29 protein-coding genes are annotated in these 22,551 nt (G+C 65.5%); 8 read left to right on the forward strand and 21 right to left on the reverse strand.

The genetic code is table 11. The features are described from left to right. Positions 1-219: 219 nt before the first annotated feature. The 3 genes from AC13FN_RS07590 to AC13FN_RS07600 form a co-directional block, all read right to left on the reverse strand. The gene (locus AC13FN_RS07590) at positions 220-519 is read right to left on the reverse strand and encodes a hypothetical protein (RefSeq protein WP_217015806.1); all 300 of its coding nucleotides are present in this window, start codon (positions 517-519) and stop codon (positions 220-222) included. Positions 520-782: 263 nt separating this feature from the next. Then, the gene (locus AC13FN_RS07595; protein WP_054171761.1) at positions 783-1,052 is read right to left on the reverse strand and encodes a hypothetical protein; all 270 of its coding nucleotides are present in this window, start codon (positions 1,050-1,052) and stop codon (positions 783-785) included. Between the two features lie 56 nt (positions 1,053-1,108). Further along, positions 1,109-1,324, reverse strand: a complete 216-nt coding sequence (locus AC13FN_RS07600) for a hypothetical protein (RefSeq protein WP_019336575.1) — start codon at positions 1,322-1,324, stop codon at positions 1,109-1,111. A 96-nt stretch (positions 1,325-1,420) separates the two neighbouring features. On the opposite strand from AC13FN_RS07600, the gene AC13FN_RS07605 reads away from it, so the two are divergent. Further along, positions 1,421-1,759 (forward strand): hypothetical protein, encoded by a 339-nt coding sequence (locus AC13FN_RS07605; protein WP_230080572.1) that lies wholly within the window; start codon positions 1,421-1,423, stop codon positions 1,757-1,759. Here AC13FN_RS07605 and AC13FN_RS07610 read toward each other — a convergent pair. Together AC13FN_RS07610 and AC13FN_RS07615 are read right to left on the reverse strand one after the other, a co-directional pair. After that, positions 1,756-2,076: a hypothetical protein gene (locus AC13FN_RS07610; RefSeq protein WP_230080573.1), complete on the reverse strand. Its 321-nt coding sequence runs from the start codon at positions 2,074-2,076 to the stop codon at positions 1,756-1,758. The genes AC13FN_RS07605 and AC13FN_RS07610 overlap by 4 nt on opposite strands. 79 nt (positions 2,077-2,155) lie before the next feature. Next, positions 2,156-4,807, reverse strand: a complete 2,652-nt coding sequence (locus AC13FN_RS07615) for an excinuclease ABC subunit UvrA (protein ID WP_482984473.1) — start codon at positions 4,805-4,807, stop codon at positions 2,156-2,158. Positions 4,808-5,078: 271 nt separating this feature from the next. Here AC13FN_RS07615 and AC13FN_RS07620 point away from each other — a divergent pair, with 271 nt between their 5' ends. Together AC13FN_RS07620 and AC13FN_RS07625 are read left to right on the forward strand one after the other, a co-directional pair. Further along, positions 5,079-5,333, forward strand: a complete 255-nt coding sequence (locus tag AC13FN_RS07620; RefSeq protein ID WP_482984472.1) for a hypothetical protein — start codon at positions 5,079-5,081, stop codon at positions 5,331-5,333. Then, positions 5,330-5,752 (forward strand): low affinity iron permease family protein, encoded by a 423-nt coding sequence (locus AC13FN_RS07625; RefSeq protein ID WP_125893200.1) that lies wholly within the window; start codon positions 5,330-5,332, stop codon positions 5,750-5,752. Before AC13FN_RS07620 ends, AC13FN_RS07625 begins: the two co-directional genes overlap by 4 nt. Positions 5,753-5,767: 15 nt before the next feature. On the opposite strand, the gene AC13FN_RS07630 is transcribed toward AC13FN_RS07625, so the two are convergent. Further along, positions 5,768-7,261, reverse strand: a complete 1,494-nt coding sequence (locus AC13FN_RS07630; protein WP_482984471.1) for an FAD-dependent oxidoreductase — start codon at positions 7,259-7,261, stop codon at positions 5,768-5,770. Between the two features lie 224 nt (positions 7,262-7,485). Here AC13FN_RS07630 and AC13FN_RS07635 point away from each other — a divergent pair, with 224 nt between their 5' ends. After that, on the forward strand, positions 7,486-7,716 hold the full coding sequence (locus AC13FN_RS07635; protein WP_482984470.1) for a hypothetical protein: 231 nt from the start codon (positions 7,486-7,488) through the stop codon (positions 7,714-7,716). A 9-nt stretch (positions 7,717-7,725) separates the two neighbouring features. On the opposite strand, the gene AC13FN_RS07640 is transcribed toward AC13FN_RS07635, so the two are convergent. Beyond that, positions 7,726-8,175: a BLUF domain-containing protein gene (locus AC13FN_RS07640; RefSeq protein ID WP_043395790.1), complete on the reverse strand. Its 450-nt coding sequence runs from the start codon at positions 8,173-8,175 to the stop codon at positions 7,726-7,728. 189 nt (positions 8,176-8,364) lie between these two features. Here AC13FN_RS07640 and AC13FN_RS07645 point away from each other — a divergent pair, with 189 nt between their 5' ends. Next, a complete protein-coding gene (locus tag AC13FN_RS07645; protein WP_262102614.1) occupies positions 8,365-8,625 on the forward strand; it encodes a hypothetical protein in 261 nt (86 codons plus the stop codon). Positions 8,626-8,632: 7 nt separating this feature from the next. Here the strand turns inward: AC13FN_RS07645 and ligD are convergent, their stop codons facing one another. Both ligD and AC13FN_RS07655 read right to left on the reverse strand, forming a co-directional pair. Then, a complete protein-coding gene (gene ligD / locus AC13FN_RS07650) occupies positions 8,633-11,182 on the reverse strand; it encodes a DNA ligase D (RefSeq protein WP_482984469.1) in 2,550 nt (849 codons plus the stop codon). Positions 11,183-11,194: 12 nt separating this feature from the next. Then, complete coding sequence (locus AC13FN_RS07655; RefSeq protein WP_088025987.1) at positions 11,195-11,371, reverse strand: DUF3606 domain-containing protein; 177 nt, start codon at positions 11,369-11,371, stop codon at positions 11,195-11,197. Between the two features lie 251 nt (positions 11,372-11,622). Here AC13FN_RS07655 and AC13FN_RS07660 point away from each other — a divergent pair, with 251 nt between their 5' ends. After that, positions 11,623-12,120 (forward strand): YciE/YciF ferroxidase family protein, encoded by a 498-nt coding sequence (locus tag AC13FN_RS07660; RefSeq protein WP_019659711.1) that lies wholly within the window; start codon positions 11,623-11,625, stop codon positions 12,118-12,120. A 39-nt stretch (positions 12,121-12,159) separates the two neighbouring features. Here the strand turns inward: AC13FN_RS07660 and AC13FN_RS07665 are convergent, their stop codons facing one another. From AC13FN_RS07665 to AC13FN_RS07675, 3 genes are read right to left on the reverse strand one after another with little or no spacing between them, the layout of a single operon-like run. Further along, the gene (locus AC13FN_RS07665; RefSeq protein WP_049481219.1) at positions 12,160-12,894 is read right to left on the reverse strand and encodes a DNA-formamidopyrimidine glycosylase family protein; all 735 of its coding nucleotides are present in this window, start codon (positions 12,892-12,894) and stop codon (positions 12,160-12,162) included. After that, positions 12,887-13,654, reverse strand: a complete 768-nt coding sequence (locus AC13FN_RS07670; protein ID WP_482984468.1) for a DUF72 domain-containing protein — start codon at positions 13,652-13,654, stop codon at positions 12,887-12,889. Before AC13FN_RS07670 ends, AC13FN_RS07665 begins: the two co-directional genes overlap by 8 nt. Then, the gene (locus AC13FN_RS07675; RefSeq protein ID WP_043395806.1) at positions 13,651-14,118 is read right to left on the reverse strand and encodes a BLUF domain-containing protein; all 468 of its coding nucleotides are present in this window, start codon (positions 14,116-14,118) and stop codon (positions 13,651-13,653) included. The genes AC13FN_RS07670 and AC13FN_RS07675 overlap by 4 nt, the downstream gene beginning before the upstream one ends. 302 nt (positions 14,119-14,420) lie before the next feature. On the opposite strand from AC13FN_RS07675, the gene AC13FN_RS07680 reads away from it, so the two are divergent. Further along, positions 14,421-14,741: a KGG domain-containing protein gene (locus tag AC13FN_RS07680; RefSeq protein ID WP_197656316.1), complete on the forward strand. Its 321-nt coding sequence runs from the start codon at positions 14,421-14,423 to the stop codon at positions 14,739-14,741. A gap of 200 nt (positions 14,742-14,941) precedes the next feature. Here the strand turns inward: AC13FN_RS07680 and AC13FN_RS07685 are convergent, their stop codons facing one another. The 3 genes from AC13FN_RS07685 to AC13FN_RS07695 all read right to left on the reverse strand — a co-directional run bounded on the left by AC13FN_RS07685 (position 14,942) and on the right by AC13FN_RS07695 (position 16,915). Further along, on the reverse strand, positions 14,942-15,850 hold the full coding sequence (locus AC13FN_RS07685; RefSeq protein WP_482984466.1) for a manganese catalase family protein: 909 nt from the start codon (positions 15,848-15,850) through the stop codon (positions 14,942-14,944). A 39-nt stretch (positions 15,851-15,889) separates the two neighbouring features. Further along, positions 15,890-16,411, reverse strand: coding sequence for a ferritin-like domain-containing protein (locus AC13FN_RS07690; protein ID WP_482984465.1), 522 nt, complete (start codon positions 16,409-16,411; stop codon positions 15,890-15,892). A gap of 159 nt (positions 16,412-16,570) precedes the next feature. Then, positions 16,571-16,915 (reverse strand): hypothetical protein, encoded by a 345-nt coding sequence (locus tag AC13FN_RS07695; RefSeq protein ID WP_099560605.1) that lies wholly within the window; start codon positions 16,913-16,915, stop codon positions 16,571-16,573. Between the two features lie 203 nt (positions 16,916-17,118). On the opposite strand from AC13FN_RS07695, the gene AC13FN_RS07700 reads away from it, so the two are divergent. Further along, positions 17,119-17,511: a response regulator gene (locus AC13FN_RS07700; protein ID WP_019337688.1), complete on the forward strand. Its 393-nt coding sequence runs from the start codon at positions 17,119-17,121 to the stop codon at positions 17,509-17,511. 214 nt (positions 17,512-17,725) lie between these two features. Here AC13FN_RS07700 and AC13FN_RS07705 read toward each other — a convergent pair whose 3' ends face one another. The 6 genes from AC13FN_RS07705 to AC13FN_RS07730 all read right to left on the reverse strand — a co-directional run bounded on the left by AC13FN_RS07705 (position 17,726) and on the right by AC13FN_RS07730 (position 22,466). Next, on the reverse strand, positions 17,726-18,412 hold the full coding sequence (locus tag AC13FN_RS07705; RefSeq protein WP_482984464.1) for a glycosyltransferase family 2 protein: 687 nt from the start codon (positions 18,410-18,412) through the stop codon (positions 17,726-17,728). Then, complete coding sequence (locus AC13FN_RS07710) at positions 18,409-18,996, reverse strand: class I SAM-dependent DNA methyltransferase (protein ID WP_019337690.1); 588 nt, start codon at positions 18,994-18,996, stop codon at positions 18,409-18,411. The genes AC13FN_RS07705 and AC13FN_RS07710 overlap by 4 nt, the downstream gene beginning before the upstream one ends. Next, a complete protein-coding gene (locus tag AC13FN_RS07715) occupies positions 18,993-19,751 on the reverse strand; it encodes a PIG-L deacetylase family protein (protein WP_482984463.1) in 759 nt (252 codons plus the stop codon). Before AC13FN_RS07715 ends, AC13FN_RS07710 begins: the two co-directional genes overlap by 4 nt. Beyond that, positions 19,739-20,680, reverse strand: coding sequence for a hypothetical protein (locus tag AC13FN_RS07720; RefSeq protein WP_053443035.1), 942 nt, complete (start codon positions 20,678-20,680; stop codon positions 19,739-19,741). Before AC13FN_RS07720 ends, AC13FN_RS07715 begins: the two co-directional genes overlap by 13 nt. A 105-nt stretch (positions 20,681-20,785) precedes the next feature. Continuing rightward, positions 20,786-21,292 carry a hypothetical protein gene (locus tag AC13FN_RS07725; protein ID WP_053443036.1) on the reverse strand — a complete coding sequence of 169 codons (507 nt, stop codon included), beginning with the start codon at positions 21,290-21,292 and terminating at the stop codon, positions 20,786-20,788. Positions 21,293-21,302: 10 nt separating this feature from the next. Then, positions 21,303-22,466 carry a zinc-dependent alcohol dehydrogenase gene (locus AC13FN_RS07730; protein ID WP_312391409.1) on the reverse strand — a complete coding sequence of 388 codons (1,164 nt, stop codon included), beginning with the start codon at positions 22,464-22,466 and terminating at the stop codon, positions 21,303-21,305. Between the last annotated feature and the right edge of the window lie 85 nt (positions 22,467-22,551).

Raw genomic sequence — 22,551 nt, forward strand, 5'->3', positions numbered from 1 at the left:
ATTCAGACAAGCCCATTGGGCACGACGCTCACTTGCCCCGCATGCGGTGCCACGGGGCTGATGGACGAGGTGGAGATATGGCACCACTGGCTCGAACAATGCCGCCGTGAACGGATGCTGGCGCTCTTTGATCCAAAGCCTGACGAACCTCTGGAACCAGACACTCCGGAATGACAAGCGCGTTCCGGGCGCTTGCGGACGCAGCGCCAGCTTCGCGCCTCAACCGTCGCCCGGGTGCCGGCCCGCCAGGCTGCCCATCGTGAAGGCGTAGCCAGCTTCCTCCAGCAGCGTTCTCATGCGTAGCTCCACGCGCCTGGGTGAAAGCAGGCTGTTGGGCGCGTACAGGGCATAGACATAGCCGGCGCCGTCGATGATTTCGCGGCGCACGGCGCAGTCGCTGGATTCAGCTGCCTCGGACCAGACAGACATCAACCGGGCAGGACTGATGGACTGCCCGTTGCGAAGACGAAAGAACAGCCAGCGGACTCCCAGGGACTGGGCTGGATTCAACTTAGCCACTGCGAGCCTCCAATGCGCCGGAAAAGATCCCTGAGAACCTCAGGATCCAATCGTGGATGCTCGTCTTTCGAAGATCGCGGAAGGTCGATGCGCGCAGCACCCTTCACCAGTGCAGGCAGATCGGACTGAAGGTCGATCCACCATCCCGCGGGCAGGCGGAGGCCCGTGCCCGTTCTATCGTAGATGCAGATCGTAAAATTCATCGCGTTGCTCCTGAATGACCCGAGCATACGCTTGCGCAATGTCAGGTCCGGATGCGACGCCTAGGGAGATGCCGCGTCGACGCGCTTTGCGCATTCGAATACGTGTGCTTCGTCCTGCTGCACCCTGCGGAATGATTCCAGCCAACTGAACGCGGCGCCACGATTGTGAATCATGTCGCCGAGCCTTCCGGTCAGGCATCGTGCGCACTCCATGCCGCCAGGGCTGGGCGCGTGGCAGCAACGGCATTGCGCCATCGTTGTGGTTTTCTCCGGGCGGCACTGGTACATGATCTTGGTCATCAGGCTGATCGCCTGGCTTTGCGAGGACATGCCCGCTCCCTGTCTACCGCGGAAGCAGCCGCGCGGCGCGCGGCTCCTCCTGTTCCTCAGCGGCGCGTATCGCCGCCGAGACCGCCCTTCTTTTCGTCCGCTGGCTTCGGGCTCTCGCGATCCTTGTTGTCCTGCTGCTGTTGCTGCCCTTGCTTGCCGGGCTCCTTCCCGCCAGGCTCGCTCCCCTCGACCTGCCCCTGCTGCGCGGGCTGTTCTGTTTCAGCGGAAGCGCTGGAGCGGTCGTTCCTGTTCTGTTCGGGGACGCTGTTCATTTCGATTCTCCGTCGCAGCAAGTCTGCTGCCAATTGACAGTGGGCCTGGCGCCGTTACGGGAGCGTACCGGGAAGCGCGCTGGATGAACGACTGTCATGAACAGGCTCCCGGCAACAAGCGTGTACAGTGAGGCTCCGAACGTGGGGAACACCATGATCCATGGAAGAAGCAAGCACATTGTGGACGTAGAGCGTGAACTGGCCCACTGGAAGGCCGCGTTCAACCTGGGCACCCTGCCCGCGATGAGCTTCCGATATGAAGTAGCGCCGGTTGTCCGGCTTGCCTGCGATATCTATGTGAGAGATCCGCACGGCACCCGGTCGGCATGGATCGACGATCTGCAGGACAGGCTTGCGAAGCGATCGAGCCTGCGCGGCCATCCTGGCGCAGCGGAGATTGCCGATCGGTGCTGGTCCCTGCTTGGCTGCGCTTAGGCGCGGCTGGCTGCGTGATTCCGCTCGCGCATCAACTCATCATTCAGTACGTGGACAATGGACATCACCGCGTCGGCAAGTCCACGAGAATCGCTGATGGATCCGTAGAAGTAGATCCTGGCGCCTTCAATGCGAACATCCGCCAGCTGGAGCTGGGACGCCAGGGCCCTGCACTTGATGAGGAACATCTCTGTCCAGCGAGCGCCGGGCGCCAGATCCAGCAGCGCGGTGATGGCCTCGTCGGTGGAAGCGTCGACACGCTCATGCAGCGGCGGAACATCGAAACCGACGATTCTTGGAAGCATGGAAGCGTTCACCTGACCATCCTCTCGCTGATGGGCGCTGCGAGTACTCCCACAGTACAACAGAATGCGTCCAGCCCCGGATGAGATGGCGTCAGCTGGCCTGTCCCAGCTCGCGCGCAAGAAACGGCGCCGTCCTGCTGCCCTTGGCGCGGGCCACCTGTTGCGGCGTGCCCTTCGCCACGATGGTGCCGCCCGCACCGCCTGCACCTGGCCCGACATCAATCACCCAATCTGCCTGTGCGACCGAACGCATGTCGTGTTCGATCATCACCACGGTGTTGCCTGCCTCCACCAGTCGTTGCAGCTGCGCCAGCAACCTGTCCGCGTCAGATGCATGCAGGCCGGTGGTGGGCTCATCCAGCACATACAGCGTGCGCCCGCGCTGGCTGCGCTGCAGCTCGGTCGCCAGCTTGATGCGCTGTGCTTCACCGCCTGAAAGCTCCGTGGCCGGCTGCCCCAGCCGCAGGTAGCCCAGACCTATTTCCTGCAGCAACTGCAGCGGGCGGGCAATGGCGTCTTCTTCGGCGAAGAACGCGTGCGCCTGGTCGACCGTCATCTGCAGGACCTCGGCGATGTTGCGGTCGTTCCACAACACCTTCAGCGTGGCCTCGTTGTAGCGGGCGCCATGGCAGGTCGGGCACGGCGCATAGACGCTTGGCATGAACAGCAGTTCGACACTGACGAAGCCCTCGCCTTCGCAGGTCTCGCACCGGCCCTTGGCCACGTTGAACGAGAAGCGTCCCGCATCGAAGCGACGGCGGCGCGCGTCTGGCGTTGCGGCGAACAGCTTGCGCACGTGGTCGAACAGGCCGGTGTAGGTGGCCAGGTTGGATCGTGGCGTGCGGCCGATGGGCTTCTGGTCGACCTGCACCACGCGATGAATGGCGTCCACATCGCCGGCCAGCTGGCCCCGCGTCGCTTCCATCACGGTCGGCCCATCCGGGGGCGTGCTGTCGGCGCTGTCGTCCACGGGCTCGTGCCCCAGGTGCAGCAGCATCAGCTCGGGCAGCGCTTGTGCCATCAGGCTGGACTTGCCCGATCCGGAAATGCCGGTCACTGCTGTCAGCAGCCCCAGCGGGACCTGCGCGTCCACGCCCTGCAGGTTGTGGCGGTGGATGCCCTTCAGTTCGAGCCAGCTGTTGGCACTGCGCTGCCGGCTGGCAGGCGCAGGCACCTGATCGAACAGATACCGGGCCGTGCGCGAATCCTCTACCTGGCGCAGGCCATCGGGTTCGCCGCTGTAAAGCACGCGCCCTCCCCGCTCGCCGGCCTCCGGTCCCACGTCCACCAGCCACTGCGCGCGGCGCATCAGTTCCAGATCGTGCTCGACAACGAACACCGAGTTGCCTCCGTCGCGCAGCCGGTCCAGCGCGTCGTACAGCGCCTGGCTGTCAGCCGGATGCAGGCCGGCCGAGGGTTCGTCGAGCACGTACAGCACGCCAAACAGCAACGAGCTGAGCTGCGTGGCCAGCCGCAGGCGCTGCAGTTCGCCGGCCGACAGCGTGGGCGTGGCGCGATCAAGTGATAGATAGCCCAGGCCGAGCTCGCGCAGTTGCCGTACACGCGCCATGACCCCGCCCGCCAGGCGTTGTGCCGCCAGGCGCTTTTCCTCAGACAAGGCTGAGGTCAGGCGCACGTCGGGTGCGCCTTCGTGGGTCGCGCGGCCACTTGCTGCCCGCTTGGCGCGATCGCGGGGCGTTGCACGCCTGCTGGAACGCGCGCCGTGGCTGTGTGCACTGAAGTCGCCCCGCGCGATGGGCTCGAGCAACGCCGCCAGCTGGTCCAATGGCAGCCGCATGAACTCGCCGATATCCACACCGGCAAAGGTGACCGAAAGCGCCTCCGGCTTCAGGCGCTTTCCGTGGCAGGCGGGGCACAGCTTACTTTCCATGTAGCGCGAAACACGCTTGCGCATCAAGGCGCTCTGGGTGTTGGCAAAGGTGTGCAGCACGTAACGGCGCGCGCCGGTATAGGTGCCCATGTAGCTGGGCTCCTGCTTGCGCTTGAGTGCGGTACGGGTCTCGGCCGGCGTGAAGCCGGCATAGACCGGCACGGTGGGCGTCTCCTCGGTGAACAGGATCCACTCACGGTCCTTCTTCGGCAGCTTCTTCCACGGCACATCGATGTCGTAGCCCAGCGTGACCAGGATGTCGCGCAGGTTCTGGCCATGCCATGCCGGTGGCCAGGACGCGATGGCGCGCTCGCGGATGCTCAGCGACGGGTCCGGCACCATCAGTGCTTCAGTCACTTCGTAGACATACCCCAGGCCATGGCAAGTGCTGCAGGCGCCCTGTGGGGTGTTGGGCGAGAAGTCTTCGGCGTACAGCATGGGCTGGTGGGCCGGGTAGGCTCCCGCCCGCGAAAACATCATGCGCACCAGGCTGGACAGCGTGGTCACGCTGCCCACCGAGGAGCGCGCATTGCTGGCGCCGCGCTGCTGCTGCAGGGCGACCGCCGGGGGCAGCCCGTCGATGGCATCCACATCGGGCACGCCCGCCTGGTCGATCAGGCGGCGCGCATAGGGTGCGACGGATTCGAAGTAGCGCCGCTGCGCCTCGGCGAAAACCGTGCCGAAGGCCAACGAGGACTTGCCGGATCCCGACACGCCGGAGAACACCACCAGTGCATTGCGCGGAATGGAGACATCGACATTCTTCAGGTTGTGCTCGCGCGCACCACGGACTTCGATGCAGCCGCTGGCTGCGGCAGCACACGACGACTCGCCAAAGGGGGTGTTGGACATCTCAGCATTCCTGCAATCGGTGGGCGGCTCGCGCATGGTGCGCCCGGTAGGCCATTCTCGCTGTTGCGGGGTGAATGGCGTGAGGGGGGGCGCAACCACGTGCCGCATCAGAACGCCATGGCCGACGCAGACCGCGCCGCCGCGCTGATTGTTAACGCGCGTTGCCTGAAGGATTGACGCCACGTTGCCCCGCCCTTGATGAGGCCGCTCACAGTGCGTTCCTATGCTGGGCCCGCCACCTGCGAGGTGGTGATCAACCTGGAGATGCACCATGCAACGCGACCAGAAAGACCTTCCCCATCCGGACACGGAGGCGCAGCGCCCCGATCCTGTCAGTCCGCTGCAGGCGACGCTGCACAACCGCCGCAATCATGACGAAGCGCTGCAGGAAACCTTCCCCGCCAGTGACCCGATCTCCCCCTTCGTCGCTGCGCCAACGCCGGAAGAGCAGGACAAGCGTCTCGGGGAGCGGGTCAAACTGCCGGACCGCCACACGGATGAGGAGGCCGCGGGAGGTGACCAGTGATCCGGCGCGGTTTCGCCCGTGTCGCGGCGGCGACGGCGCGATTGTCTGGCAGCCTGGGGGCATTCGTCGCAGCGCTGGGGGTGATCATCACCTGGGCTGCCAGCGGGCCGGCCTTCCACTTCAATGACACGTGGCAGCTGGTGGTGAATACAGGAACCACCATCGTGACCTTCCTGATGGTGTTCCTGATCCAGCATACGCAGAACGCTGATACCGCTGCGCTGCACATCAAGCTGGATGAACTGATCCGGGTGAGCAAGGACGCCAACCAGGAGTTGTTGAACCTGGAGTCGATGGAGCCGGCCCATCTTGAAGAGATACGCCAGCGTTACGAGGCACTGGCGAAGACCGCTGCAGACATCAAGTTCAAGAAGGAGCGCTGCATGCCCTGCGATGCGGATGCAGCCGCCGAAGCCTGAGGTGGATGCCTGCGCCTACAGCTGTTCTGGTGTGAGGCCCTGCCTGGCAGGGCCTTCCAGCAGCGCTCCGGTGGCGGAAAAGCGGCTGCCGTGGCAGGGGCAGTCCCAGGTGCGCTCATGGCCATTCCATTGGACAACGCACTTCAGGTGCGGGCAGAGCGCCGACATCATGTGCAGGCGCCCGCCCTCGTCGCGGTAGACCGCGGTTCGCTTTCCGTCCACGTCCAGCAGTGCGCCGCAACCACGGGCCAGCGCACTGGGTGAGTGTGACGGCGCCGTGGCAAGGCGATCTCCCACCATGTGCCGCGCCACCGTGGCGTTGGTGCGGGCCCAGCCAGCGGCCGAGCGCACCGGCGTGAAACGCATGGGGCTGAGCAGCTGCTCGATCTCGCTGGTCGTGCCCATGATTCCCTCGGTGATCGCGCGCGCGGCCACGCCTGCCCAGGTCAAACCGTCCGGCCCATAGCCGGTAGCGACCCACACATTATCGTGGGCGCTGCTGCCGATGTAGGGCAGCTGGTCGGCGGGCCGGAATTGCTGAGCCGACCAGCACAGCGGCTCGCCCAGCACGCTGAAGTTGCGGCGCGCGTCGGCTAGCAGATGCTGGGCCGGATCCACCGCTGGCGTTTCGCCTGTGCGGTGTGTTTCGCCAACCAGCACAAGCCAGTCGCGGCCATCAGCGCCGTGCACCCCGCGCAATGAGCGGTGCCGGTCGGCGATCCAGTGAATGCCTGCCGCAGGTAGGTTGGCAACCGGCACCGCCACCCCGTACTCGCGGTACACCTCCATCTCGGCCTGCACCAGGTTGAAGCCTGCGGGCGAATGCGTAGCCAGCACGAACTGCCTGGCCTGTATGCGGGCGCCATCGGCTGTCGCAACGCCGGCGGATGCCTCGATGCGGTTGATCCGGGTCCAGTCGTGGATGCGCACGCGACCTGCCAGATGACGTGCCAGTTGCCTGCAGAACGCCGCAGGATCCAACTGCGCCTGATCGGGAACGCGGAAGGCGTGGCCCAATGCAAACGGCAGCCCGGACTGCCGATGTTCGCACTGCAGGCCGACGCGCTGATAGGCCTGCAGCTCACGCTCGAACTGCGCGGTGACCTCGCGGGTGCGATCCTGCACACCGTACTGCATGCCCACGCGTTGGAAGCCACAGCGCAGATCGTAGCGATGAACCAGTGTTTCGATGGACCGCAGCGCCTGCTGCCGCCACTGCACGACACGGCTGGCCGTGTCGCCGCCCCAACGGGAGATCAGATCGGCCAGCCGGGAGACGGGCGCGTAAAGATTGCCGGTGGACATCACCGTATTGCGCCCGCCGATGGGCCCCGCATCAACCACCAGCACATCCAGGCCGCTATCGGCCAAGCGGGCCGCTGTCAGCAGGCCGGTCATGCCGGCGCCCACCACCAGCACGTCCGCGCGCGTCGTGCCGGCAAGGGGGCGGAAGCTGTGCGACTCGGTGTCAGCTGACCATAAGCTGGCGCGCGGGAACGGTTCGGACATGAAAGAGATCCTTGCAGCTTCAGCTGGGAGGCCTCTCTGATACGCCTTGCCGGGTGAAACGACGGTGGCGTGGTCGTGCAAATGATGCTCACGCGCTGCCACGATCAACGCCATGGTCAAGGCCAGGTGAGCGTTGCGTGGGCAACACGTCTGTGTCGCCTCTGCGAACCGCAACTCCTTGCTTGCAGCGTGGTCGCTAACGTGCCTGGAAGGAGGATCAGGCAGTGAGCACGCACTTGGAAATCGATCTGATGATCGCGCAACTGGAGGAATTGCTGCCGACCTGGGCAGCGTTCTACCCCGAGCCGCAGTTCATCCGCATGCTCGCCGAGGCACTGGACTATATCGCTGCCAGCGCGGAGCCGGAGGCGCGGCTGTATCGCGTGATGCGCACCGGGCACCTCCATGTGTGCAGCGGCGAAATTCCGTGGGCCGAGCGCCATGGAGGTCGCTAGGCCGGTGGATCACGCCGCCACGGCATAGGGTTCCACCAACCTGGCCAGGACATCCATCGCCGTCTCGGTTGGCGCTTCGTCACCGCTGTGCTGGGCGAACCCCGACCAGTCCGCACAGGCAAGAATTTTCAACTGCTCGGGTTGCGTCGGCAGCCAACGCATCGGCCAGAACGGGAGTCGCCGGTTGCCCACCCTGCCCCGCTGCAACTCGATGAGACCTGCGTGGCTGGAAGCACCCACCACTCGCGAGTACGCCACGCTCAAGCCGTCCTCGGGTCCCTCCATGTACTGCAGGAAGCGGGCGCCATCGAACAGCAGAACTCCGGTAACGCCGGCATTTCGGTTGAAGCGGGCGGCATCATCGACCAGATCGTCCAGCTTCCCGCTGCGCAGGCCCAACGGGTCACCGGCAACGGCTGGGCCCGCTTCGCTGACGTATGCGACTGCCCTGATCGGCATTGACTGCTCCTGTAGTGAATCCCCCCAGATTCCGTGCCGCTAGGATGGGCCACCTGCGCCCCGCAGTTGTTCCCATCCTGTGCATTTTGTGAATCAGTTGGGACCCAGCCGACAAACGGCATGCAGGACGCCTCCCCGCCCAATGCCATGGATCGTTTACGCTTGGGGCAGATGACTCGGGAGCACCCCATGCCCAATACCGGCCTTTTCCATGTTCTGGAGCTGGACGCCGCTTCCGGCGTGCAGGGTATTGAGCGCGTCAGGTCCATTCGCGTGCGCTGCAACACCTGCGGCGGGATTACGCAGTTGTCGGGGGACGCGTTGGGGGCGGTGCCCGGTGGAACGACGCTGGTGTGCGGTGCTTGTCCGTCGCGCCAGACGGTCAGCAACGCGCGGCTGGTCGAATGCGATCATGTATTGCCCGGTAGCGCGCAGGCGCCCGAAGCGTAGGCGCGGCCTACGGGTCTGCCTGCGCCCATCGCGCGAGATTCTGTTTCACTTTCCCGATACCGGCCCAAGGGTCTTTGCGCTGCCGTTTCAGCTTTGCTGGCACGTCCTTGATCGTGAACGCGTCTGCGCGCTTGAGCTTCGCCAGATCGCCCCAGGCGATCGGCAGTGCTACCGGTGCCCCGGGCCTGGCCCGCAGCGAGTAGGACGCAACCGCCGTCGCACCGCGCCCATTGCGCAGATAGTCCACGAAGATCCGCTTGTTGCGGAGGCTTTTGGTGGCCGTTGCCAGGAATCGCTGGGGCTCGGATTGCGCCAGCGCCTCGGCGAAACCCTTCGCAAAGCGCCTGGTCAGGTCCCAGTCGCATCCCGGATTGAGCGGCACGACCACGTGCAGGCCCTTGCCACCGGATACACGCAGGAACGATTCCAGCTCCAGCTGCGCCAGCAGTTTCCGGATGTCAGTTGCCGCTTTCTTGACCTCGGCAAAGGGTACGTCCGGTCCTGGATCCAGGTCGAGCACCACGCGGTCGGCCCTGTCGGGCGCTTCGGCGTGGCTGCCCCAGGGGTGGAACTCCAACGCGTTGAACTGCACCAGTTCAAGCAGGCTGGCTGCGTCCCGCACCACCAGGTAATGGGCGTTTATACCGCTTTCTTCTTTGAGCTTTACTGCGTCGACCAACTCCAGCCCGGCTGTATGGTGTTTCTGGAAGAAGCAGGGTTTTGCGGTGCCACTGGGGCATCGGATGATCGACAGCGGACGATCAACCACCTCGGGCAGGAGATGCTCCATCACTGCCGCGTAGTAGTCCCATACCTCCTGCTTGGTGTAGCCATCGCCAGGAAACAGGATCTTGCCGGGAGACGACAGCGCGGGCGGTGTGCGGTCGGTAGCGGGTGACGTTTTCGCATCGCGCGCAGGACGCGCCGTTGCGGACTTCCCACCAGAGACCGTGACCGGCCCGGCGCGATCGGAATCTGCGAGATCGGCGATGTCCTTGTCCGCCCGTACCGCCTTCAGTGACGCCTGGCGCAACAGCTTCTGCCCGCCAATCCCGCGATAGAAGACCTCCACCACGAAACGCGGTGGGAACCAGGTCGCGGCGCGCAGGTCGGTGTCCTGGGTGGGCACGTGCGCCGTCGGCTTGCGGCTGCCGCCGCCTTCGATGCGCTTGCTGACTTCGCCGATCAGTTCGTCCGAGAACCCGGATCCGACGCGGCCGACGTAGAGCCAGCCATGTTTCGGGTCTGGCCGCGCCAGCAGCAGCGAGCCGAACCCGGTGCGGCTGCCTTTCGGCGTGGTGTATCCGACCACCGCAAACTCGTCGCTGGCCAGCTGTTTGGTCTTGCGCCAATCCTCACTGCGGCCACTGTGGTAGCTGCGCTCGGCGCGCTTGGAAATGATGCCTTCGAAGTGCTGCTCACCGGCCAGGCGATAGGCCTCGTCGCCATCCCCCTGTACATGCGAACTGAACGCCAATGGCCTGCCCTGCCCCTCCAGCACGGATTGCAGCAGGGCCTTGCGTTCCAGCAAGGGCGCATCGGCGACGTCCACGCCATCAAGGTGCAGCAGATCGAACAATGCATACGTCAGCACGCCCTGCCGCTCGCCGGAGAGCGTGGCCTGCAACAGGTTGAAGTCTTCCTTGGTGCCGGCGCCGGCGATGAGCTCACCGTCCAGTGCCGCCGAGGTGAGGCCCAGTGCTGTGATCGCGTCACGTATTTCAGGAAGCTTGCCGGTCCATTCCAGTGCGTTCCGCGACCACAGCTGCACGTTGCCCTCAGCCACCGTAGCAAGGATGCGGTACCCATCCCATTTGATCTCATGGACCCACTGCTCGCCCTGGGGCGGCGCTTCGCCCAGCTTGGCCAACTGCGGTTCGAAGGGACCGGACGGCGCTGCGGCCTTTCTTGCCTTGCTGAGCGCTAGCGCCTTCTTCGCCCAGTTCGTTCGTCGGGTGCGCTTGGCGGGTACCCCGGTGAGCCGCCTCTTCGCGGCCTTGCAGGCCCCGGCCCGCTTCAGATCCTCCGCTGGCGCTACAGCAACATCCGCCAGCAGATCGTCTGCCTCGATGTCGCTGGCGAATTCATCGTCATCCTTGAACAGCAGCCACTGCGGCTGGCGCGCCGGCTTCCCGGAGCGGACCAGATGCCATCCGCCCTTCAGTTTGGCGCCGAACAGTTCGAAGCGCAGATGGCCCTTGGCGAGTTGGGCTTCCGGGTCGCCCTGCGTAGCCCACACACCGTGGTCGAACTGGGCGACATGGCCGCCGCCGTACTGGCCTTTGGGGATTTCGCCTTCGAAGGTCGCATAGTCGACAGGATGATCTTCCACCTCCACCGCCATGCGCTTGACCTTCGGGTCGTAACTGGGCCCCTTGGGCACGGCCCAGCTCTTCAGCGCGTCACCCACCTGCAGGCGGAAGTCGTAGTGCCTGCGGCTGGCATGATGCAGCTGCACCACGAAAATGGCGCGTTGGCCTTTTGGTAGCGCCTTGCCCGGCTCGGGCTCCTTGGTCTTGTCAAAACTGCGCTTGCGGCGGTACTCGACCAGGGACATGGCAGCTCCGCGCTACTTTCCCAGGTGTTTGCGTACAGCAACGGCGGTGGGCCCGACTTTGGCGACTGCGGCCCGAAGTTCCTCGGCGGACACACCCAGCGCCGTGGTCCAGTACTGCAGTTCATAGTCTTCGTTGACGTTGATACGATCCCGGTCCGGGCTGCCGGTGTTCTTCTTGTCATCGCTCATGGGAGTCTCCATGCGTCATCGGGCGTGAAGTGACCGTACTGGCCGACCCATGGGCACCAGGCGATGCCACCGTGAAGCCATGGCGAAGGACTGCCGGCATCGGGACTGCGGCAGGCAGGCGACAGACACCACCTCGTGAAGACAACGCGCAAGGTTCGCGTTGGCGTTCACATGCCGCCTTCACCTGGCCCCCGCCTGATCGCAACCGGGCGGGACCTACTCTGAGTGCTCCATTCACAGCGGAGCCCAGTATGGCTATCAAGACGGCGGAAGACCTGTTCATCCACGAACTCTCGGACATCTACAGCGCCGAGAAGCAGCTGACCAAGGCCCTCCCGCGCCTGGCCCGTGCGGCCGAGAACCCGGACTTGGCCACGGCGTTTGAAACGCACCTGGAAGAAACCCAGGGCCAGATCGAGCGCATCGACCAGGTTGTGGAGATCCTGGGCATTCGCCTGAAGCGCATCAAGTGCGCGGCGATGGAGGGCCTGGTGGAGGAAGGCAAGGAAGTGATCGACAGCATCGACAAGGGCCCTGTGCGCGATGCCGCCCTGATCGGTGGCGCACAGAAGGTCGAGCATTACGAGATTGCGTCCTACGGCACCATCGCCGCGCTGGCCAAGCAACTGGGCTACAAGGACGCCCTGCCGTTGCTGCTCGAGACGCTTGAGGAAGAGAAAGCCACCGACGAGAAGCTCACCCTGCTGGCCAAGGGCGGCGGCAATGCCAAGGCGGCGCAGGCCGCCTGATCGACGCGCCCCGGAACCCGGCTGCCACGGACGGCAGCCTCAGGGTCCGTACAGCACTTGATCATTGGGGCAGAAGAACGTGCGTCGCCGCGTGGTCCCCATGTAGAGCTTGCTGATCGGGCCACCGCACACGGGACAGACCTTCTTCGTGTGCACCTGCCAATGCTTCTTCAGCTCAAAGCAGCGCTTCCATTCCAGGAAATCGAAGCTGTAGGCGCGGGCCTGCTCGATCAGCGCGGTAAGCCTGCGTGGCGGCAGGTCGCCCAATCGGGTGGCGGGATGCACGCCTATCCGGAACAGCACCTCGTTCTTGATGATGTTGCCGACGCCGGCGAAGACCGTCTGGTCCAGAAGCGCATCGCAGGCAAGGACGTCCGGCATGGTTTTCAGCTTGCGCCTGGCCAGCTTCGGATCCCAGGCATCGTTCATCACGTCCGCCCGCCAATCGTAGATGTCGTCCAGAGGCTGGTCGATCAGGCGCACGGAACACGCATAGAAGTTCAGCTCACCGTTGTCGAACACCAGCGATACCCGCGCCGGGGCTGGCTTCCGCTCGTCGATGCGCCAGCTGCCGAACATCATCAGATGGATGCGCAGCGTGTGATGGCTGAATTCCAGCAGGAAGTGCTTGCCCCAACTGCGGACCGCCTTGACCCTTCGGCCCTGCAGCGGCGACAGGTCGATGCGGCTGTTCCCGGAGACGGTGCGGACCACGTGCCCCTTGAAATGGCTCGCTGCTTCGCGCAGCAGGACGATCGAAGGGCCTTCAGGCATGTTCGTTCTCCTGCAGCAGCGTCTGCAGGTGCAGGGCATTGCCGGTGGCGTGACCCAGCGCGGTATTGTCCAGTACGAACCAGGCGGGTCGTTGCGCGTCGGCCTCGGCCAGCAGCTGCCGCGCAAGGTGGGCAAGGGTCGGCTCGTCGTAGGCACTGCGATAGATCTGCGGCTGGCCGTGCCAGCGCCAGTAGCTCCACGTGCGATCACCGCCGGGAATCGCTGCCGCCGGCACACGTGCTGGATCTGCGGCAACCCGTGCAACGCCATGCGCGCTCAGCAGCGCATCCACGTCCGCCGTAAACCAACTCGGATGGCGCGGCTCGCACGCCACTTCGGCCTGCGTGCGCGCGCGCAGGCCCCGCAGGAAGGCTTCGGCCGTGACCGTGTCGTACACCAGGCTGGGCGGCAACTGCAGCAGCAACGGACCGAGCTTTCCACCCAGTTCCAGCACGCCTTCAAGGAACCGCTCGAGCGGTTGCATTGCATCACGCAGCCGACGCTCATGGCTGATCTCGCGCGGGAGTTTCACCGCGAACCGGAAGCCCTCCGGCACGCTCGCCGCCCATCGCGCGTAAGTCCTGGGCTGGTGCGGTCGGTAGAAGGAAGAATTGACCTCCACCATCGGCAGGCGTGTGGCATAGCGCTCCAGTACGCTGTCGCCCGCGCCGAACGCCTCCCGATCCGACCGCGACAGCGACCACCCTGCACAACCGACGCGTGGCAGCTCAGGCACTCCCGGGGCGGCTGACGACATCATCGTGCCAGCTGCCCGTCTGGTTCCATGATGCCGCCCGCGCCTGCTTCCGTCTGCGATTGCGAAACCGACAGTAGTCGATCCAGCGCGCTGGTGCCCGATTCCAGCGCCGACGCGCTGCGCACGAAGCCGGTCCAGTCGGATATGGCGATCTTCCCCAGTGCGAGCTCATCCACCCGCACGCTGCGCATCCGCCAGTGCGGAAACTGCCGGCGCCCCACCCTGCCCCGGTTCAGTTCGACGATCCCACTGTGGCTGCCGGCCGCGAGAATGCGTGCGTAAGCCGCATTGATCCCGGCCTCCGGGCCCTCCAGATACTGCAGGAAGCGCGAGCCGTCGAACAGCAATGTGCCGGTGACATCGGCGGACTCATTGAACTGCACCGCCTCTGCCACAAGTTCCTGCAGCCGCTGTTCCGTCAGGTTGCGGGAGGCTTCACTTACATAGGCAATCGCTCTAAAGGGCATGGCACCACCGTTGTTGCAGACCGCTCTACCTTAGCCACACCGATCGTACGCGCGGTGAGACCGGTGTGGAGGCTGCGTCGAACTGTGGCGTGTACCTTCCGCATCGCGTTGACGCGCGGTCGGGCCGCTGAACGTGTGCCTGCCCTTGTGCGCACGCGCGCACGAATGTTCGTGGAGGTCGGATGAGGAATCAGAGCCCTCGGGATGACGCGACGTTGGCAGTCGTGCCACCGCCGTCTAGCGCCGGATCTGGAAGATGGTCGCTGCCGCCAATGAGGCGGCTGAACCCAAGGAGACTTTCCATGGCCAACCAGAACCAGAACCAGGGCACCAGCAACCGCGGTTTCGCTTCGATGGACGAGGACAAGCAGCGCGAGATCGCCGCCAAGGGTGGACGTGCCGCGCACGAGTCAGGCAACGCCCATGAATTCAGCTCGGAAGAAGCACGCGAAGCCGGCCGCAAGGGTGGCGAAGCGGTGAGCCAGGACCGCCAGCACATGGCTGACATCGGCCGCGAAGGCGGCCAGAACAGCCGTGGTGGTGGTAACCAGGGCGGCAACCAGGGGGGCGGGCAGCAACAGCAGCAACGCGGCGGCAACAACCGCGGTGGCCAGCAGCGCTGATCGGCGCTGAAACCCGATGCATCCCTTCGTGGGCGGACGTGATGTCCGCCCACAATAGTACGCCCCCCCCTGCCCCGGGGCGGTGGGCTAAACCCCTCTGCTCCCCGGGGGGGGCGGTGTTTTGGCCCCCCCACTTTCGTACGCCCCACGCTGCCCAGGGGCGTTGCAACCGGGGCGCCGCACGGGCGCCCCGGGTTCTTTCACGGCTCGCGTGGTGGCAGGTCCAGTGCGCCCGCGCCCGGGCCGGCCCCCAGCTCGGCCCCGGTGGTCGGCCGCGCTTCCGGGTCGGAGAGCGTGCGCAGGGTCATGGCCTGCACCGCCGCTTGTTCGCGCGGGTCCAGGTCCACCGTGCCGCCGCCGTCGCCACCATCCACAGCGGCCTGTGCCTCGCGGTCGCTGACCCGCTCCCAGAGCTCGCCGCTGTTCCAGCTGCCCTGCAGGTCGTCGGTGCCGTCGCCTTGCGACATGTCCATGTACAGATCGGTGAACGCGGGATCCCCCGGCAGCTTGCCCGGTGGGAAGTTGGGCTGGATGCTGTGCAGCGCTTTCTCGAACGACTTCATGTGCGCGATCTCGCGGGTCATCAGGAAGCGCAGCGCATCCTTGATGCCCGGGTCATCGGTAACGTTGATCAAGCGCTCATACACCAGCTTGGCGCGCGCTTCGGCCGCGATGTTCGAGCGCAGGTCGGCGGTGGGGTCACCGATCGAGTCGATGTAGGCGGCTGTCCACGGCACCCCGCTGGAATTGACCAGCGCGGGGCCGCCACCGTACAGGATCTGTTCGGTGTGGCTGGTGCTGTTCTGGCCCAGCAGGCGCATGTCCTCGGCCTCGGCAAGCCCTTCGGACTGGATCGCCCTGGGCCCGCGGTTGAGCATGGCGATGATGGTGCCGATGATCTCCAGATGGCTGATCTCCTCGGTGGCGATGTCCATCAACAGGTCCTTGCGCCCGGGGTCGCATTCGCCAAGTCCCTGGGTGAAGTAGCGCATCGCGGCGGCCAACTCGCCCTGTGGGCCGCCGAACTGTTCAAGCATGAGACTGGCGAGCTGCGGGTTGGATTCGCGCACGCGTACGGTGTACATCAGCTTCTTGTGATGAAAGAACATGAGGGTTTCTCCGGTGGCTGGCGTGGGCTGGCTTCGGGGTCAACGCTTGGCCTGGGCGCCAGGCGTTTCGTCACGGTTGAGGAACGCTCCGACCAGTCCGTCCTGGTGGTCCTCCAGCCAACGCGCCATGGCAACCTCTTCCTGCAGGATCTGGCCACACACGGCCGCAATGTCGGGCGCGCCGGCGCGCTCGGCAGCGATCACCAGCGCCCGGTACGTGGCGATCTCGGTATTCTCGAAGCCGAACGAGAGGCCTACGCTCTTGACCACCTCGTCCTCCATCAGACTGGTGCCCGCCGCGTGGAGGGCGGCAGTCATGCTCGCGAACAGCCCCTTTGCGGTGGGCACGCTTCCCCCAAGCGCCTCAATGCACTCGCGCAGGGAAGCTGCCTGCCCTTGCGTCTCCTGGACGTGCTGGCTGACGCGTGCGGCAAGCTGGGGATAGTTCTCGATCCGCGAAGCCATGGCCTTCATCATGGTCTCCGCTTCCTGTTCCATGGCGTAGGCGTCCTGCAGCCACTTCAGCAGGCGCTCGCTTCGGGCGTTGTTCTGGTCTGCCATCTCGATCTCCGGTGCGGGGCAACATGCCTCCGGAGACCATGGTCGAGCGCTGGCAATCACCGCCTTGTCGGCCGCTGTGATCCGCCGAAGCTCGGCGCTGCACGCAGCGCTGATGCGGCGATAACAACATCCGCGTCCCCTTGCTGGACCCGGGCGCTCTCAGTTCGCCAAGGCGCTGGATACGCCTACGTTGACTGCAGGGCGCTGGCGCCTGGCGTTCGAGGCGCCCGCGCCCTCTGCCGCCATCACGGCCTGCATGACCCGATGTTCAGCACGATGCGCGCCGCCGTCCACGCCCACGACATAGACAAAGCGCCCATCAAACTTGGCCTGTGCACCGTCCAGGGCGTCGTCGGCCAGCAGCGCTCGCTTCAGCGACTTCATCCATGTCCGATCAGGCGTACGGTCCAGTTCCACGACAATGGCGGCGCCGCCACAATCGAGCGGCATGCACTCGATACGCAGCACGCCAGGAGAGGCCGCTTCGGTTCCGGATTGAGGCATGACAGAAACTCCGATAAGGGGTCGGCGGCAGTATCCACAGTGCATGCCAAGAAGCCGTCAACGAAATCCATAACGCCTTCCACGCCTCCTCCACGAGGTTGGCCACGCGCGCAGAGCTTCGCGCCGGACTGACAATGCACACGCAGGATCTTGATGCAGCACAGCAGAAACTGGTGTTCCCAGGACAACACAGGCATGCACGCATGCAATCCGCAACCGGCCAGCGCAGATGCAACCTGCTGCTGGTGGAAGACCAACTCGACCTGGCCGCACTCATGGAGCACGCACTTGAGGACGTCGGCGATCAGGTGACGCATGCCTACAGCGTGTTCGACGCTCTCGGGCTGCTGGACACCCAGCGGTTCGACGGCGCCGTGCTCGATGTCGAACTTCGCGACGGTGTGGTCTTTCCCGTCGCTGATCGCCTGGCAGAACTCGGCATCCCCTACCTGTTTGTCTCTGCGGTCTACGACCAGCTGGTGCCGCAGCGCCACCGGCGCGCAGCCTTTGTGGCCAAACCGTTCCATGTGAGTCAATTGCAGGACACGGTCCGGCGCGTGCTGGGCGATACCTGCGCGCAGCCGCCCGCGCATTGACTCCATACAACCGTCACCCCAGGTACGGGGCCACCACCAGGCTCAGCTGGCGCAGCGCGCCACCACGGGAGAGCCCATCCCAGTTGCTGCGCGCCACGCTGCGGATCTCGGAGTAGGCAGGGATGAGGGCCTTCGTGGCCTGCCCTGTCCCAACGCTTTCCTAAACCGCACGCCCCGATAACACGGGGCCCTTGCGTGACGGAGTGGCTGACCCTCAGGTGATCAGGGCGGGTGCTTCCGCGCCAGAGCGCTCGCCACCCAGCGCCGCCAGATAAGCGGAGAATCCGCCTGTAGCGCGCCCCTGCAGACGCGCACTGGTCATCACCACGGGAGCGCCGGCCCATCGCACCACCGCACTGCGGCGTTGCAGCGCTCTGACAAGCGCCACGTCTTCACTACAGTGCAGGGGAGCAAAGCCGCCAACGGCCCGATAGGAACAGGCAGAGACGCCGAGGTTGGCACCGTGGATGCGCCCATGATGGTCGCCCCACTGCTGCCTTGCCTGAAATGCCCTGCGCAGGCGCCGTTCACTCTGGCAGGTCGTCGCTATGTCCACCAGTCCGCAGAAAGCGTCACAACTGCTCTGAACCTGTGCGGCCAGCCACTCGGGAGGCACCTCACTGTCAGCGTCCGTGCTTGCCAGCCACCTGGCGCCCCGCCCCAGCAGTTCAGCAGCGGCTGCGGCCCGGGCGACACCGACGCAGCGTGCATCCAGCTGTACGCTCCCGACCCGGTATCGGTGGCAGATGGTGCCCGTTGCATCCGTACAAGCGTCCAGCGCGACCATTACCTCCACTGCTTCGCCGCCGAGGCCTGGGTGCAGGGCCGCCACCCGGATGGATTGCAGGCACCGCGCGATACTGTCCGCCTCATTGTGGGCGGGTATCAGGACGCCTATCACCGCAAGCCCTCGTTCCGGGCCAATGACAAGGGGCCCCGTGTCCATCCCTGAAGCACGAAGTCCGCATCGCGGTAGTGGAAGGCTTCCTGCAGGCCTTCCCCCAGGCATCGATGCACCACCTCGGTCCGGCTCGCGCGTCCCGGGAACGAGGGCAACCAATGGCAGGCGACCAGCAGGCCGTCATCGCGAAGGGCTTCATCGATGCCACCGCGCAGCTCGCGCAGTGCGCCTGCCCCCAGGTAGTAGCCCATCTCGCCGCAGACGATCAGGTCGAAGCGTCCTGGCGGCCATTGCTCGGGATGGCTGGCGCAATGGACCTGCACGTGCGGCAGATGGGCCAGGTTGCGGCGCGCCTGGAACGCCGCACGGGGACTGATGTCGGTTGCCAGCAGGCGTTCGCAACGTGCCGCCAGCGCCTCGGTCAGTACGCCGTTGGAACACCCCAGTTCCCAGCCGCGAGCGAACTGGCGCTGGCTGAGGCTTGCCAGCAGCAGCGCGCGCTTGCGCTCTTCATACCACCGGCTGCGGTAGCCGAACGGGTCCTCCTGCTCATGCAGGTCATCAAAGTACGGTTGCGCGCTCATGCCAGGAATACCTCGTAGTCTCGGAAGAATCGGGCGAGTACATGTGCGGGCAGCACCGGCGGGCTGTTCAGGCCCGCCACGTCGCCCGTCTGCGTCCGGAAATGCGCGATCGCGTTTTGTTTTGCGGACGCCACCGCTGAAATGTCGATCAGCTTCGGAACCTCCCACGCCATATGTGCGCAGGCAGGGTCAAGCCAGTGCCAGCCCCACACCGGGTACTCCAGCCGGTGGCAACCGGCCGCCCGCGCGGCGCGGCAGGCAGCACGCCCTGCGGCTTCGTGATCGGGGTGGCCATCAAACCGCCATGGCGCCAGGACCAGATCGCGCGGTTGCAGATACTGCTGCAGCCAGCCTTCCAGCCCCTGCTCGTGCGCGCTGACCGCGCCGTCGGCGATACCCAGGTGGAAGATGGAGCCGACCGGAATACCGAGTTCGCCCAATGCCGCGGCAAGCTCCGCTCGGCGCGTTGATCGCAGGCGTTCGGGCGTCCACCACGGCTCGCCCGGATAGCATGCTTCACCGTCGGTCACCGCAACGACACTGACGTCGATACCCTGCCCCACAGCGTGATGCAGCAGCCCGCCACAGCCGAGTATTTCGTCATCCGGATGCGGCGCGACCACCACCATGCGGTCATGCCCGCTGCAGAGTGCGGTTGCCGATATGGTCGGTTGCTGCCAGAGCCAATCGCAGTGCAGCCAGGCCTGCTCCTGGGTTCCTTCCCCTTGCAGGGGTGTCCTGGCTACAGCGCCCATGTCGCCTCCTGTGTGGCACGCTGCTCCCCCAGCCATTCCCAATCGCGATCGGCGTGGCTCTGGCGAAGGAACACGGTCAGGTCCGCGCAGCGCCGGGCATGGGAGGCCTCCAGGCACATCGGGCCCGGGCCCAGCGCGCGACCCGCCAGGTCCAGCACACGCGTTGCCGCACGCTCGACCACACAGCGCAGGCGCACCACATCTTCGCGATGGGCCAGTTCGGGCGCGGCGTCGATGCGCGCCGCCAGTTCGCGAAGCAGCGCGGCAGCCGGGCCCAGGGCGAGGTCCACTTCACCCAGCAGCCGCGCGCGATTCCCCTCGGTGCAGGCCGGTCGCATGCGCTCGGCCAATGCGGCCGCTGCGCCAAACCAGACCGCCGCGATGCCTGCCCCGCCATGCCAGAAGCCCGGGCGCTGAAGGTAGTCATCGCGCGTCCCCAGGATCACCATCGGTGCGCCGTCAAAGCGCACCGTGGTGGACGGGATTGCGGCCATGCCCACGGCGGGCCATGGCTCGCCTGCAAGTGTGTGCCAGTGTTCCGCCGCCACCTGGCACAGCCACACGCCCTGCGCGTTGCGAACCGTTACCAGTGCCGAATCCACCCATGCGCTGCCGGAACACCAGGGTTTGTCACCGTACAGTCCACCGCCGGCATCGATGCGAACGGTGTTGGCCGGACCCTCTGCAGCCCACACCGCCAGCAACGTGTCTTCAGCATGGATGGGCACCCTCAACTCGGCAGCAATCGCTTGGGCGTCATAGTGGGCCTCCAGTACCTTGGCCAGGCAGAGATCCTCTGCCCCCCAGGCTGCCAGCGCCTGCCAACGCTGCAGCGTCTGGCCGCCCCCGGGCAAAGGCAATGCCGGTTGCTGTACCAGCACCTGGCGTGCGCGATTGAACAGCGAAGAGGATGACGTCACATCCTGCATGGGTGGCAGACCTGCAATGGAGATACGCCATGAACGTAGGCGGCAGGCAGTCACATGCCTGTCTTGACGGCGTGGCGGGCACATGAATGCCCGGTACCGTGATCCTCACGGACCCGTCTGCGTGCGTTGCTCTCGTGCACGCACGCACTGCCGCAGTTCCCACAGCCATGGCAGCACCACCAGGCCCAGTGCCGGCAACAGGGTGAACCACCAGACGTCCGGTGCTGCAGGTTTCACGTCGAGCGACCACCGGGGGTGGACCTGCCAGCCGACCCAGCCCAGCAGGACCCACGGCGCGGCATCCAGCACGCTGTGCACATGTTGTTCCGCCGGGCTGATGCGTCGACGGCCGTCCGCGCTGACGGTATCGAAGTATCCGGCGACCGCGTGTGCGATGACCAGAAGTGCCAGAAACGTGAGGAGCGACAACGTGTTTTCCAGCAGCAGCCACGCCAGCACGCCGCTGCCGATCAGAAGCAGCTGCACCCCATGCAACAGGCTTTCGCGCATCGCGGAGGTGTGTGGAAGGTCGGTCCGGCGGTGAAAATGGAAGTCCAGCGAACCGGCCACCAACCACAGTGCGTACACACAGCCCACGACAATCGCACTCATGGCGCCACGCTCACGGTGTCAGAACGATCTTGCGGCAGTCGTCATCCTTGGCATCAAACATCGCATAGCCCTGCGCTGCATCGGCCAGGCGCATCCGGTGCGAGATGATGTCACCCGGGTCCAGCTTTCCTTCCATGATGGCGTCCAGCAGCTCGGGCATCAGCCCCTGGACATGGGTCTGCCCCATCTTGAACGTCAAGCCCTTGTCGAACGCGTCGCCCAGCAGGAAACCGTGGATGAAGCCGGCATAGACACCGGGGATGCTGACCACGCCGCCGCGGCGGGCCGCTGCGATGCACTGCCGGATCGCCACCCCGCTGCTGCCTTCCAGTTTCACGGCGGTCAGCGCTGACTCCAGCGCACTGCCTTCGGCCTCGAAGCCTACGGCCTCGATGCAGGCGTCTGCGCCGCGCCCGCTGGTCTGGGTCAGGATGTAATCGGCCGGGTCCTCGATCTCCCTGAAGTCGATGGGGGTCACCCCGTAGGCGCGACGCGCGTAGTCAAGGCGGTAGCGAAGATGGTCCACCATGAAGATGGTCTCGGCCCCCAGCAGCCGGCAGCAGGCTGCGCTCATCAGCCCCACCGGCCCGGCACCGAAGATGGCCACCGTCGAGCCTGCCTTGACCCCGGCGTTCAACGCAGCCTGGTAGCCGGTGGGGAGAATGTCAGACAGGAACAGCACCTGCTCATCAGCAATGCCTTCCGGAATGCCCAAGGGACCCACATTCGCCTTCGGTACACGCACGAATTCGGCCTGCCCACCGGCCACGCCGCCATACAGATGGCTGTAGCCGAACAATGCGGCCGGAGGCAGTATGCCCCTCTGATTCAGTGCGGCGCCCTTGCCCGGATTTGTGGTCTCGCAGGCGGCATACTCGGCCAGCCGGCAGTGGAAGCACTCGCCACAGGCAATCACAAACGGGATCACCACGCGATCACCGGGTTTCACCTGGGTCACGCCGCTGCCGACCTCTTCCACCACGCCCATGAATTCGTGGCCCAGCACATCGCCATCGTGCAGGTCAGGAATCTTGCCCCGGTACAGGTGCAGGTCCGAACCACAGATGGCGGTGGCGGTCACCCTCAGGATCAGATCATCCTCGGCCGCCAGTACCGGGTCCGGCACGGTCTCGACGCGCACATCCTTGCGGCCGTGATAGGTCAATGCCTGCATCGCGGTGCTCCAGAAAGATCGGAACACCAGCATCGCAGGGCACTCCTCCTGCTGCGGTGACATCCGGGTGTGCGCAGCGTTCATT

The organism is Stenotrophomonas sp. 115C5 (genome assembly GCF_056861055.1).

Excerpts from the sequence above, each read along its gene's own strand:
- AC13FN_RS07715 (WP_482984463.1), bottom strand. The coding sequence starts at position 19,751 with ATGGGCGCTGTAGCCAGGACACCCCTGCAAGGGGAAGGAACCCAGGAG.
- AC13FN_RS07665 (WP_049481219.1), bottom strand. The coding sequence starts at position 12,894 with ATGCCTGAAGGCCCTTCGATCGTCCTGCTGCGCGAAGCAGCGAGCCAT.
- AC13FN_RS07690 (WP_482984465.1), bottom strand. The coding sequence starts at position 16,411 with ATGGCAGACCAGAACAACGCCCGAAGCGAGCGCCTGCTGAAGTGGCTG.
- ligD (WP_482984469.1), bottom strand. The coding sequence starts at position 11,182 with ATGTCCCTGGTCGAGTACCGCCGCAAGCGCAGTTTTGACAAGACCAAG.
- AC13FN_RS07675 (WP_043395806.1), bottom strand. The coding sequence starts at position 14,118 with ATGCCCTTTAGAGCGATTGCCTATGTAAGTGAAGCCTCCCGCAACCTG.
- AC13FN_RS07720 (WP_053443035.1), bottom strand. The coding sequence starts at position 20,680 with ATGCAGGATGTGACGTCATCCTCTTCGCTGTTCAATCGCGCACGCCAG.
- AC13FN_RS07640 (WP_043395790.1), bottom strand. The coding sequence starts at position 8,175 with ATGCCGATCAGGGCAGTCGCATACGTCAGCGAAGCGGGCCCAGCCGTT.
- AC13FN_RS07615 (WP_482984473.1), bottom strand. The coding sequence starts at position 4,807 with ATGTCCAACACCCCCTTTGGCGAGTCGTCGTGTGCTGCCGCAGCCAGC.
- AC13FN_RS07595 (WP_054171761.1), bottom strand. The coding sequence starts at position 1,052 with ATGTCCTCGCAAAGCCAGGCGATCAGCCTGATGACCAAGATCATGTAC.
- AC13FN_RS07710 (WP_019337690.1), bottom strand. The coding sequence starts at position 18,996 with ATGAGCGCGCAACCGTACTTTGATGACCTGCATGAGCAGGAGGACCCG.
- AC13FN_RS07695 (WP_099560605.1), bottom strand. The coding sequence starts at position 16,915 with ATGCCTCAATCCGGAACCGAAGCGGCCTCTCCTGGCGTGCTGCGTATC.
- AC13FN_RS07600 (WP_019336575.1), bottom strand. The coding sequence starts at position 1,324 with ATGAACAGCGTCCCCGAACAGAACAGGAACGACCGCTCCAGCGCTTCC.
- AC13FN_RS07680 (WP_197656316.1), top strand. The coding sequence starts at position 14,421 with ATGGCCAACCAGAACCAGAACCAGGGCACCAGCAACCGCGGTTTCGCT.
- AC13FN_RS07730 (WP_312391409.1), bottom strand. The coding sequence starts at position 22,466 with ATGCAGGCATTGACCTATCACGGCCGCAAGGATGTGCGCGTCGAGACC.
- AC13FN_RS07645 (WP_262102614.1), top strand. The coding sequence starts at position 8,365 with ATGCCCAATACCGGCCTTTTCCATGTTCTGGAGCTGGACGCCGCTTCC.
- AC13FN_RS07685 (WP_482984466.1), bottom strand. The coding sequence starts at position 15,850 with ATGTTCTTTCATCACAAGAAGCTGATGTACACCGTACGCGTGCGCGAA.
- AC13FN_RS07660 (WP_019659711.1), top strand. The coding sequence starts at position 11,623 with ATGGCTATCAAGACGGCGGAAGACCTGTTCATCCACGAACTCTCGGAC.
- AC13FN_RS07655 (WP_088025987.1), bottom strand. The coding sequence starts at position 11,371 with ATGAGCGATGACAAGAAGAACACCGGCAGCCCGGACCGGGATCGTATC.
- AC13FN_RS07700 (WP_019337688.1), top strand. The coding sequence starts at position 17,119 with ATGCAATCCGCAACCGGCCAGCGCAGATGCAACCTGCTGCTGGTGGAA.
- AC13FN_RS07620 (WP_482984472.1), top strand. The coding sequence starts at position 5,079 with ATGCAACGCGACCAGAAAGACCTTCCCCATCCGGACACGGAGGCGCAG.
- AC13FN_RS07670 (WP_482984468.1), bottom strand. The coding sequence starts at position 13,654 with ATGATGTCGTCAGCCGCCCCGGGAGTGCCTGAGCTGCCACGCGTCGGT.
- AC13FN_RS07605 (WP_230080572.1), top strand. The coding sequence starts at position 1,421 with ATGAACAGGCTCCCGGCAACAAGCGTGTACAGTGAGGCTCCGAACGTG.
- AC13FN_RS07725 (WP_053443036.1), bottom strand. The coding sequence starts at position 21,292 with ATGAGTGCGATTGTCGTGGGCTGTGTGTACGCACTGTGGTTGGTGGCC.
- AC13FN_RS07630 (WP_482984471.1), bottom strand. The coding sequence starts at position 7,261 with ATGTCCGAACCGTTCCCGCGCGCCAGCTTATGGTCAGCTGACACCGAG.